3 protein-coding genes (1 of these 3 only partly in view) are annotated in these 12,413 nt (G+C 58.1%); all 3 read right to left on the bottom strand.

Annotation, left to right across the window (positions count from 1 at the left end):
* Tightly spaced (each overlapping or abutting the next), the 3 genes in view from ACTJJ1_RS06290 to ACTJJ1_RS06280 form a layout consistent with a single transcriptional unit that may run on beyond the window.
* Positions 1-4,145: the 5' portion of an SDR family NAD(P)-dependent oxidoreductase gene (locus ACTJJ1_RS06290; RefSeq protein ID WP_440832808.1), read on the bottom strand. It extends 15,688 nt beyond the left edge of the window; only the first 4,145 of its 19,833 coding nucleotides appear in the window; it begins with the start codon at positions 4,143-4,145; its stop codon lies off the left edge, out of view.
* The gene (locus tag ACTJJ1_RS06285; RefSeq protein WP_004944592.1) at positions 4,138-5,271 is read right to left on the bottom strand and encodes a MupA/Atu3671 family FMN-dependent luciferase-like monooxygenase; all 1,134 of its coding nucleotides are present in this window, start codon (positions 5,269-5,271) and stop codon (positions 4,138-4,140) included. Before ACTJJ1_RS06285 ends, ACTJJ1_RS06290 begins: the two co-directional genes overlap by 8 nt.
* On the bottom strand, positions 5,268-12,413 hold the full coding sequence (locus ACTJJ1_RS06280; protein WP_440832805.1) for a beta-ketoacyl synthase N-terminal-like domain-containing protein: 7,146 nt from the start codon (positions 12,411-12,413) through the stop codon (positions 5,268-5,270). Before ACTJJ1_RS06280 ends, ACTJJ1_RS06285 begins: the two co-directional genes overlap by 4 nt.

Raw genomic sequence — 12,413 nt, 5'->3', positions numbered from 1 at the left:
GGAAGTGATGCGGCTACCCCCTGCCACCGCTCAGCGCCCGGAGCCGTGTCGAACCCGGCAAACGAGATGCTCGTTTCCGGCAGAACAAGTCGCAAAGAGGCGCCGAAAGCGACCAGCGCATCGGCGTAGCAACGCTCCAAAGCGTCGGTAAAGGCGCTGACGATCAAAATACGGCCGACCGCGAGCCCGCTGGATAACACCCCCTGGAACAGAGGCACCAATTGGTCCATCGCGGACTCAGGTTCGACAACGCACAACAACGCGTTTGCCGACTCAGGTTCACTTGCCGTTTGTGCGGTCATTTTCAGTTGCGCAAAGAAACGGCTGCAGGCGTCTGTCTCTGCCATGTGCAGGAACAGCGCCGGTGAATCCTCTCCCGCAATCTGCATAATGCCGGCCCCCAGCGTCGTTTGAACGGCAGCTGGAAGGACGCAAATCACGCGCCGGTTGTAATGCTCAGCGCCGAGATTCACGGCGTCCGGTAGCGGCTGCTCCTGCCATCTTTCGCGAGCGATCCAAACGGCGTCATTCTGCTCTGCCTCCGCCGTACGGCGTGGCGCGAGAGCGTTTAACTCATCCGTCGAGGCGAACCAATAACGTTCCTCCGCGAAGGGATACGTCGGCAGGTGCATCCTGCGCGGCACGGCATCGTGATATAACGCAGCCCAATCCACCGTCTCACCGAGCAGCCAGGCGGCCAGTTGAAGGCGCGCAAGAGGCGGCGTCTGGCCGGGTTGAAGCCCGTGAGCCCCCCCCTCGTCACGCAGCAATGCCTGCGTGGCGGCGGAACGGGTCGTTCCCGATACGTCGGCATAATACAAATCGAGCGAAGCGCTTATCTCCGCACCGCTGGCAAGGTACTGCCCCAACGCTTCCTGCAGGCTATGCCAGCCGTCGCTAAACAACGCCAGACGATGTGGCATCGGCGTTCGCCCGACTTGCAGGGTATAAGCGAGATCGCCCATGCTGTGCGGTTCATCCGCGGCGAGCAGGTTGGCCGCCATCTGTTTCAACTGGGCTTCACTTTTAGCAGATAACACTATCAGATACGGCTCATGCCGGCCTGATTGCTCCCCCTGGCGCTTCATCGGCGTCTCTGCGTTCTGCAGCACCAGGTGGGCATTGGTGCCCGTGTGGCCGAAAGAACTGACCGCCGCGAAACGCCGCTCCCGGTCCCAACGCTTGAGTTCGGTATTCACATAGAAGGGGCTGTCGGCAAAATCAATATCCGCATTGGGCTGGGTATAGTTCAACGACGGCGGGATTTCTCGCTGTTTCAACGCCAACGCCGCCGTGATGACGTTCACGATCCCGGCCGCGGCCTGCGTATGGCCAATATTGGTTTTCGGCGAGGTTAACGCGCAATACTGCTTCTTCTGCGCCCCTTCGCTCTGGAAGGCATCGATCAGCGCATTGCACTCAACGGGATCCCCTAACAGGGTGCCGGTGCCATGGCTGACAACATAGTCGATCTGATCGGGAGAAACGCCGCTTTGCTGATAAACCTGTGCGTAAAGCTCACTCTGGCGAGCGCCGCTGGGCGCCGTCAGACCATTGGTTTTGCCGTCATAGTTGATTGCGCTGCCTTTGATAATGGCATAAACATCATCGCCATCTCGCAATGCGTCCTCATGGCGTTTTAACACCACCGTCGCGCACCCTTCGCCGACCACCATGCCGTTGGCGCGGTGATCAAAAGCATAGCAGGCGCCGTCTGGCGAGAGCATATCCCCCATCCGCGACAAACAGTGCAACAGACGCTCCGGCTGGCAGATCAGATTGCACCCGCCGGCCAGCGCCAATTCACTTTCACCGTTCAAAATACTCTGGCAGGCATAATGCAGGGCAACCAGAGAAGAGGAACAGGCGGTGCCGATAGCCAACAGAGGGCCTTTGGTATCAAGGAAGTAACCGATACGCGCCGGCGCCGTTCCCGTATGTACCGAGGTAATCGCAGAGTGTTCGGTCAATGGATAATCTGATTCTTCCATGCCGACAAAAATGCCGTGCTGTTGCCCGCACCATGTCTGCGGGTCATAACCGGCATCTTCAATCGCTCGCCATGCGGACTGCAACAGCAAGCGATGATGGGGATCCATGTGGTGGGCTTCCCGGGGCGAAATCTTAAAAAACAGCGGGTCAAAGCAATCGATATGCGCCATGAAACCTCCCCGGGAGGTCTTCATTTGCAAGTCTTCGCGCTGCCGCCGCCATTGCGGCACCGGCCCAATACTGCTGCGGCCTTCTCGCAGCACTTGCCAGAATTCTGCCGCATTATCTGCCCCGGCAACCTTAATATCGATGCCGATAATGGCGATGTCGCGATTGCCGCTTTGCGCCGAACGCGGCGCAGCGGCGGTTTGGCGCAGAGCCTTCGCCGCTGTGCCGCTCTTCATGCGTTCGGCAACCACGCGCGCTAACGCCGCCGGCGTGGTGTAACTGAACAAATCAGAACGCCGCAATTTAACCGGGTACGCCGCCACCAGTCGGCTGACGAAGGCGTCAACAGAGACGGAGTCGAGTCCTAGATCGGTAAATGCCTGCCGACAGGTTTCGTCGTCCACGCCATTCATGCCCAGCAGGCGCGCTATCGTCGCGCGTACGTCAGCTTCAGCCTCGGCCAGGTGGCGGGCGTCAGGGGCGTGTGCGGCCTGGGTTGGCCGCACACCAGGCTGGAACCAGCAATATTCCCGGGCGAAGGCATAATGAGGCGACGCCGCAGGAAACTCGGTGCCCGCAGGGTGAGCACCGCGATATTCTTCGATCAGGATATGGGCATTATTGCCGCCGGAGCCGTAGCTATGAATCGCTGCGATCCTGGGATGCTCACCTGCCGGCCAGGCCTGCGTTTCTTTCGCAAAAACACAGGGGGTGTCTTGCGTATCGCAATAGTCATTCGGCCGTTCAAAACCCGGTATTTTATGAATTTTATCGGTTTGCAGACTACGGATGACTTTGAACAAGGCCCCCAGTGACGAGGCAGAATGCATGTGCCCCAGCAGGGGTTTCAAGCTGCTGACCCGGCAATAACCCGGCTCGAACGCCAGCCCCTGTTCATCACAAAGCTGGCTCAGCGCCCGGTTGAACGCCGTCCATTCGGCAATGTCCGCTACCGGCAGCCCCATACCCTGGGCCTCAATGTAAGACACTCTGCGTGGGTCGATAGCGGCTTCACGGTAGCAGTCTTTGATCAGTTCGCAATGCGCATCCGTATTCGGCGACGCCATCGACACGCCGCCCTGCCCATTGAAGTTAACCCGGGTATGCTTGACGACGGCATAGACCCGCCGCCCGGCCTTCTCAACGTCCGCCAGGCGTTCCAAAAGCAAGGTGCCGACCCCTTCGGATCGGATGAATCCATCCCCATTTTCGCCGAAAGAGAGCACCTGCCCACGGTGAGTGAGCTGGCCGGCGTCATTCAATCGGTTGGTCACGTCAGGAACCAGCATGATATTGGCTGCGCCGACAATGGCCCGGTCAATGATGCCGGCTCTGAGCGCCAAAGTGGCTCGGTGAAGCGCGACGGCGAACCCGGCGCAGGTCGCATTGATTAACTCACTGGGCCCAGCCAAATCAAACTGGTAAGAAATCCGGTTGGCTATCATGCTGTCGGCCTGCGTCAGGCCGAACTCAGGCCGATAACCGTGGCGCGCCATCAGCGCGGCATACTCATTGGATTCGCAACCGATAAATACGCCGGTCTGCGATTTGCTTAGGGAGGCGGGAACAAGGCCGGCGTCTTCCAGCGTGTGTTGGGTTGACATCAGCAGTAGACGTTGCCGCGGGTCCATCTCTTCGGCTTCGAGCGGTAAGATGCCGAACTTTGCCGCATCAAAAGAGGCGATATCGGGAATAAACCCGCCTGCCAGCACCGACCACGGCGTTTCTCCCTCAGCCTCGTCTTGCCGATACCATGCTTCGCGTTGCGCCGGCAATGAAGTGATCAACGTATCGTCGGCATCGAGATGCCGCCATAACTCGGTAATGTTCATACACTGCGGGAAATATCCCGCCAGGCCGGTAATCGCTAAAGGCTCGATATTTCCGTTTGCAGCTAACAGCGTTGATGCCGAATCCGAAGAAGCGGTTTTATGATTATTAATCCACTGCGCAATGAAAGATAATTGTGCTGCTTGCTTACTCATAAAAAGACTTCTCCCGCTTGAGATTAAGGTCAACTAATTGCTGCAAATAACCAAGGGCGTTTTTGACGGCGGCGTAATCCATGCCGAAGTCCTGAAGAAATGCAATTTCATTGACCCCGCACGCCACCGCCAAATCAATTTGTTTCTGGCATTCATCAAGCGGGCCGAATATGCCTCCGGTTTTGAAAAAACGCGCATAGGCGTAATCGAGAATGTGATCAATTTGACTGTTATCGAAATGCTTATCTCTGGCTTTCATCTGGGGAATAATGCTGCTGCGGATATAAGCCTTGAACGGTTCGCAGACCACCCGCTGTACCCATTCCATGTCCGGATGAACGAAGGTGTGCATCATCAGCGTCACCCGGCCGCTCAGAGGATCCAACCCCGCTTCGGCGCGGGCAGACCGGTAGCTGCTCACATACTTGCCGAACTCGTGCAGGTCTATCCCATGCAACATGCCGAAGACGTTATATCCTTGCAGCCCCGCATAGCGAAAACCCGGTTCCGAGATGCTGAAGTACCAAATGGCGACCTCTTTTTGAATCGGACGCGGATACACGACCGTTGGGAATAGCTCCCCGCCGGGGCCGGGAAAATCTACGGTTTCACCGCGCCAGAGCTGTTGTATAACCGGGATCCGCTGGTCGCGTATTTTTGCCCGATCGTCATACGTCTCGGGTGACAGGATAAAGTCCGCTTTGTTCCAGCCGCTGCCAATACCCAGTTCAACCCGACCGTCTGAGAGAATATCCACCATCGCCCAGTTTTCGACGATCTCGACCGGATGGTGCAGCGTATTGGTCACGGCGGCTGAACGCAGGCGCACGTTTTTAGTCAGCGGCGCAAAATAAGCCGCAGCGATAGCGTTATTGGCGTAAATAGAACCAAATTCATAGAAGTGACGCTCAGGGAAGCAAACCGATTCAAACCCGGCCTGATCGGCAAACTCGACAAGCTCGCGGGCAAAACGATATTTATCCCGATCCGAGACATCTTTGCGGACATCAGAAAAAAACAGATAGCTAAAAGAAACGTCTGTCTCAGGCTTGCCGTTCCGCGCTTCGGTCTCTGAGGTGTGATAACCGGAGAAAAAGTTTTCCAGCTTTTGATTCAGCGTGTTCATAACCGGTTCCCTCTTGCGCCAACCTGTTCACGCAATTTTTTCATCAATAAGTTGGGGGTCGGATGATCGATCAGCCAATTCGGCTGCACTGGAAATTTCATCTTTTTTTCCAATGTGGTGCTCAGCTGCATGGCGATAATCGAGTCCATCCCGTAGTCTTGCAGGGGTTTATCCCAGTCAAGATCGTCGCCCAGCTTCATGACTTTCTCGATCCCGAAGGCCAGCACGTCGCGCAGTTCGCCGTCGCCTTCTCTCGGCGTCACCCCGCCGGCATCTTTGGCCGCTTCGATGGGCGCCGTGTTAGCGGCAGGCTCATGCTGCGCCGTCGCAATCGCGGCCCCAACCTCTTGTTGCAACTCGGCCGGCAGATCCTGCAAGGACAAGGAAGAGAGATAATCCGCAAACGCCGCTGGCGTTAATCCTCCTAGCCGATAGCGATCGATGTTTTGTCGCACCGCTTCTGCCGTCGCGAGCGCCTGGCCAGCGTTTACGGCAACCGTCTGTGGTTCGTCAAAACCTAACAACACTCTCGCCTTGTCGCGATCGGTCACGGCAACCAAGGCCGTGGCGCCCTCTGCCAGCCCGGCTTGTATCTGCCGTACCGCCGCAGAGGCGTTAATGCTGCCCATGCCCTGCCGCGCCAGATGCGCCAAACGTGCAGGCAGCCGCTCGGCATCAACGGCGCCGTCAGTTTCCCATTGCCCCCAGCAAACGGAAGCCGTGAGCCCATGCCGTTGTTTCTGGGCGACCCGTTTTTGCCGGTATCGGGCAAACGCGTTCTGGAACGCGGCGGAATAGGCGTAATCCGGAGAGCCTTGAATGCCGAACGCGGCAACGGAAGAAAACATCAGGAAAAACGCCAACGGTTCATTGGCCGTTGCCGCGTCGATGTTCAGGGTGCCTGCGACCTTCGCCGCCAGCGTTTGCCGAAACGCATCCCAAGGCTTATTCAAAATAGAACCGTCGCTCACCTGTCGGGCCAGCTGCACCACCCCGTGGAGGCTGATGCCTTCAGATTTCAACTGCTGCATCGCTTGGCCGATCTGGCCCATGTCCAGAATATCGACAGCATAATAAATAACCCGGGCGCCAGAGGCCCGGATGCGCGTCAGAATCGGCGCGACCTGGCTTTCCGGGCGGCGAGAGAAAATCACCAACTCTGCCTGATAGTTCTGCCCTAACACCCGGCAAAGCTGCTCCCCCGTTTCGCCCAGGGCGCCGACCATTAAATAGGTCGCGCCCGTGCGAAAATGCGCATCCGCCGTTTCAGGCCGTTCGGATTCACTGACGCGTAACGCGTACTGCCGGCCGCCAGAGAAACGCACTGTCGATGCGCTGATCGCCTGCGTCTGTCTGCCCGCTTCAGGCGCCGACATGCCGTCGCATAGCCAGGTTTGCATCAACTGAAGCGCCGTCTCCCGGTGGGCTGCCTGCGGAGAAAAGATGACGTTCCGGTAGGTATGCCCCACGGTTTCCAGGATCGCAGAGCGTAGCAATCCGCAGAGCGCTTCATATTGCACGGCCGCGGTTGTCAGGCCGCGATCATAGTCCGCCCGGTGACAGCAATAGAATTGCACCGGGTTGAGCCGGGCAACCGCCTGGATGGCCTGCACGCAAAGATAGGCAAGCCGCAGCCCAGACTCTGCCTCGGCGTCCGGGCTATCGGGCAGGAACAAAAAAATCGCCAACGGTTTATCGGGATGAGGGATCGCCGCCGAGAGCGCCTCTTGCAGCGCGGCGCTCTCGGCCTCCGCCGTTAAGGTATCCTTCGGCAAGGCGATATGCCGCACATCCCAGAGCGGCTGAGTGTTATCGGTGATCTGCTGAATATGCTGACAAACCTGCTCAACGCTCCGATAGTCTGCAACGGTCCGATCAAGCACCAGAATTTGCCTGTCGCGGTTCGCCTCGATGCGTTCAACCCATGGCGTGTCTTCATGGACATTCACGTCAACCCAGGCCTCTGTCGCCCGTAGCCATGACGTTTCTTCGTCAGCCGGCCCTGTCCCGGCGGCGTCTGACGAAAGTGCCGGCGAGACCACGGTTTCTGTCTCTTCGAACCAGCACGGCTGCCGGTAAAACGGATACGTCGGCAAGCTGATTCTTTGGGGGAAACGGCGCTCAGCGCCTTCAGCAACCTGCGGATAGAGTAAATCCCAGGGCAGCGCCGCCCCTGCGGCCCAGGCCGCAGCCAGCGCGTGCAGATCCGCCGGGTTGGCGCATTGATGAAGCGCCGGCGGGTTGCCGTTCACCGTTCCTCTGAAGAACGGCGGTGCCTCGATATCCCCGGCGATAAACCGGCCCAGTTTCTCTTGCAGCTCGCCAACCGAGGTGGCGACAAACGCAAGCCGCTCCGTCATGGCCTGGCGTCCTCTCAGCAAGGTATAAGCCAGCCGGCTTAAATCAACGGGGCGGCCGGCAGCTTGCTCACCTTTGATCCAGGCCAGCAGATTTTCCGCCATCAGCGGCAAACGGTCGGCCCGCATCGCCGATAACGCGATCACGCTTGGTTTTTCCTCCACCGTTTCAGCCACCGACGGCGGCAGATACTCTTCAATCACCATATGCGCATTAGTGCCGCTGTAACCGAAAGCGCTCACCGCCGCTCTTCGCGGCTGGTTTTCATCATGTCGCCAGGGCTGGAGTTGAGTATTGACGTAGAAAGGCGAATCCTCGAAGTTAACGTGCTGGTTCGGCTTGATAAAATGCAGCGATGGCGCGAGTTGCCGGTGTTTCATTGACAGCAGCGTTTTGTGCACGCTTGCCATGCCGGATGCCGCTGAAGCGTGGCCGATATTGCTTTTCACCGAGCCGAGGCCACAGAAATGCTTGCGCGATGTCTGCTCTCTGAAGACGGAGGTCAGCGCTTCAAGCTCAATTGGATCGCCAAGTTTCGTCCCTGTGCCGTGCGTCTCCACATAGCTGATCGAATCCGGGTTAATTTGAGACTTGCGGTAGACTTCTCTCTCCAGTTCAATCTGGCTGTTGACGCTGGGCGCCGTAATGCCGTTGGTTTTGCCGTCTTGGTTGATGCCCGAGCCAATGATGACGCCATAAATATGGTCGCCGTCCGCCTCAGCCTGTGACAGTCGTTTCAGCACCAGGCATCCGGCACCTTCGCCGGGCACAAATCCATCCGCCGCATCATCGAACGCTTTGCACTGGCCCTCAGGGGACAACATGCCCGCAGAACACATGCCCATGTAGGTTTCCGGCATCAGATAGAGGCTGACGCCGCCGACCAGCGCCAGGTCTATTTCCTCGTTTTGTAATGCCGTGACGGCCAAATGGGTCGCGACCAGCGAAGACGAACACGCGGTATCGATAGGGATGGCCGGCCCTTTCAGGTTAAGGAAATACGGAATTCGCGCCGCGCCGATGGCGAAGCTGTTGCCGGTACCGGACAGCGGCCGCGGGGAGTTCAGCATCAGGTGAGCATATTCATAGCTCATTATCCCCATATAAACGCCGCAGTTCTGGTGACTCAATTCCTCAGGGCTGTAGCCGGCATCTTCAAACGCCTTGTATCCTTCCTGCAGGAAAAGACGGTGCTGGGGATCCATGCCTTCCGCTTCGGCGGGAGCGATCGAGAAAAATAGCGGGTCAAAACAGTCGATATCCGTTAATGCCCCTAACCATTTGCAATACACCTTTCCCTCGGCGCGACGATCGGCATCGAAGTATTGATCGACGTCCCAACGCGCTTTTGGGACCTCACGCACCGCATTGCGCCCGTTCGCCAGGTTATCCCAGTATTGCGCCAAATTGTCCGCATCGGGATAGCGGCCAGCCATGCCGATGATGGCGATTTTCTCTTGCCGGCGATGAGAGATGGCGGCCTCTTCTGAACGTGCGGCAACGGCGGAAGCGGCCGGTTTCAGAACCTCGAGACATGAGTCCTCAGGCGCTGAAACGGCCGCGTTCGGTTTTGGGCGCGGCGTTGCTCCATCAGATTGCGACGCAATATATTCCGCTAGAACCTGAATGTTGGGGTAGTCGTACAAACGCGTGGCGGAAAGATCGGTGCCCAGCGTCTTGTTTATCTCATTGATCCATTCGGCGCCGATGATCGAGTCCAGACCTAACGCCGAGAAGGCGCGATCGTTCTGAATGTCTTCCACCGTAATGTAAAGTGCATCAGCCAGGCTGGCTTTCAGCAAGGGCGCGATCGCCGCGGCTGGATCGCGTTGCTGCTCTGCGGAGTGCGCCGATGCCGCGGTGCCGCTTGGGGCGATAGCCTGCTGGCCATTATGCTGAGGCTTATCCCCGGCATGACGCGGTTCCGGCTCGCCGCACGGCTCGCTACTGAGCGTGATAAACTGCGCCAGCTGCCGAACGCTGGAATAATCGTATAACCGGGTAGCGGATAAGGCGCTGCCAAGCTGACGGTTGATTTCATGCACCCATTCAGCGCCGACAATGGAGTCCAGGCCCATTTCAGCGAAGGATCGATCCACGTGAATATCCGCCTCGGCGCAACAGAGCGCCCGAGCCAAACTGGCTCGTAATGCATCGGTGACGCTCTCCAGCGGCCTCTCGCCGCTGCGCGGGGCGCCGTTGCCGTTCACGGTGGCAGCCCCGTTGTCGTCATGGTTCTGGTGCAGCTCACCCCGCTCGTCACGCGGCCACGTCTGCGCCGAAGCCGCGTCGCCGCCAACTGCAACCGGCGGATTGGCGTCCTTCTTCGATTTCAGCGGCTGCAGTCGGATCTTTTCTGAATGGTTGGCCCTTTTCACCGGTTCTTTCGCTGGCTGGATGGCCGCGATGGTCACCGTCGGCTGCGGCTGCGTGTCCTTTATCCAGTAACGACGGCGATCGAAGGGATAGGTTGGCAGCGCCAGGCGCGGATAATGCCGGCCCGCGTATAGTTGCCGCCAGTCAACCGCACCGGTCGCCACCCAAGCCCGGGCGACTTCATTAAGCTGCCGATTCTGCCACCAACGCGCGATATCCTGCGCATCGACATGGGAAACGCGTTCCGCGCCCTCGCTGTTGACAAAAATGGCCTCTTCACTGGCGGTGGTCGATGTTTTTTGCGCCAGAATGGTCAGTTGGCGCAAAAGCGAAGCCGCATCTTCGGCCACGAATGCAGCTCGCACCGGCATCGCATCCCGCGCCGTTTGTAATGTGTAGGCGAACTGTTTGAAGTGTGTCGCGACATAAGCCGAATTTTGAGCGACATACTGCGTCAAATGCTGCGCATAGACCTGCAGCCTTTCGCTGTTCTTGGCTGATAGCACGATGATTTCCGGCTCCAGGGCCAAGGACGACAGTTCGTCAGGTTCCTGACGGTATTCCTCAATCACCAGATGCGCGTTCGCTCCGCCAGCGCCGAAGGAGCTCACGCCAGCCCGCAATGGTTGCTGCGCGTCACCGATCGTCGGCCGTTGCCATGTTTGCCCCTCCTGAAGGACATAGAACGGGCTATCTTCCAGCTCCAGCAAAGGATTCAGATTCTGGCAGTGCAGCGATTTGGGCAAATATTCATCCTGCATCGCCAACAACACCTTGATGACGCCGGCAACGCCGGCGGCGGTTTCCGTATGGCCGATATTGGATTTCACCGAACCTAATGCGCAGTGTTTCGCCGCCGCGGAATGCAGCCCGTGTTCCTGATAGAGATTTTTAAAGGCCGTTTTCAGGCCATTGACCTCAATAGGATCGCCCAGCGGCGTGCCGGTCCCATGGCACTCAATATAAGTAATGCTGCGCGGGTCAACCCCGGATTTACTATGCGCATCGCGAATCAGCTGAGCCTGGGCATTCGGGTTGGGAGCCATCAGCGAGGTGGCGGCGCCGCCGTGGTTCTCCGCTGAGCCGATAATGACCCCGAGAATACGATCTTTATCCGCCTGCGCAGCTGCCAGCCTTTTCAGCATTACGACGCCAACCCCTTCCCCGCGGGCGTAGCCGTTGGCCTGATCAGAGAACGTCTTGCAGCGTCCGTCCTCGCAAATCATTTCGGCCTTGCTGTACAGGATGTGCATTTTCGGACTCAGGATCAGGTTGGCGCCGCCGGCTATCGCCATATCACAATCGCCGTGCTGAATGCTCATCACTGCGCGGTGGATCGCCACTAAAGAACTTGAACAGGCGGTGTCGATAATTTCGCTGGGGCCATGCACATCCAGCAAATAAGAGAGGCGGTTCGGGCAAAACATATGGGGGATCGCCGTGAGCTCGACAATATCGCGGGATTGGGCATTCAGAACAGTTTCGGCATAGTCTTGCAAATTGATGCCGGCAAATACCCCGACCTTTTTTCCGGCTAATGACGAAGGGGCATAGCCGGATGACTCGATGAGCTGCCAGGTCGATTCCATAAACAGCCGATGCTGAGGATCCATGGTCTGAGCTTCACGCGGTGAGATGCCAAAAAAACCCGGATCGAACTTATCCACGTCCTGAATAAAGCCGGCGTATTTAACATTGGTCAACTCACCGTCTTTCGGGTTGCCGTAGATGGCTTTCCAATCCCAGCGTTCTTTGGGTATTTCACTGATGCAATCCCGGCCCTGGTAAAGGTGGCGCTGCAGCGCCTGCACTGAGGAAGACTGCGCAAACATTCCGCTCATGCCGATGATGGCGATCGGCTCGTAACGCCTGTTTGCCGGCGCACCAATGGGCCGGGCCCGATCGCCCGGTGCAGCGCGCAGTTCCCGTTGTCGCTTGAGCTGATGACTTTTTGCCAACAGCGCCTGAAGGTGCCGGGCTGATTTTTCACCGGCGGCGATGTCTGCCGCTGCTGCCGGCCCGCTCCGTTGGCCCGGTGCCAATTCGGCTGACCGGCGGTCATCGCTGCGGGCGGGCGAACGCTCGTAGCGCGCCGCGACATGCTGGCCGAAACGCGTAATGATGATATCGGTTAGTTCCTCAATGTTTCTGGCTTCAAAGAAAATGGCGGCGGAAAGCGACACGCCCAATGCACCGGCGATACGCCCCATGATTTCCGTAATGACAATAGAATCAACGCCGTAGGTCGATATCTTTTCCTCGCTGTCGATTTTTTCCGACGGCAGCTTGAGGATCATGGAAAAAATGCCCATCACCTCTTGCCGCAGTGCCTGGCGGCAGCCATCGCCGACAGCAGCGGCAAGCGGCCATTCAACGGCGGCGCGAGCAGGATTGGCGTCGGTAGGCAT

This window comes from Serratia sp. 22264 (assembly GCF_052045345.1).
Taxonomy (GTDB): domain Bacteria; phylum Pseudomonadota; class Gammaproteobacteria; order Enterobacterales; family Enterobacteriaceae; genus Serratia; species Serratia plymuthica.
This window is presented reverse-complemented; position numbering and strand designations above follow the sequence as displayed.

Coding starts and splice junctions, on each gene's coding strand:
- ACTJJ1_RS06285 (WP_004944592.1), bottom strand. CDS start 5,271: ATGAACACGCTGAATCAAAAGCTGGAAAACTTTTTCTCCGGTTATCAC.
- ACTJJ1_RS06280 (WP_440832805.1), bottom strand. CDS start 12,413: ATGCCTACCGACGCCAATCCTGCTCGCGCCGCCGTTGAATGGCCGCTT.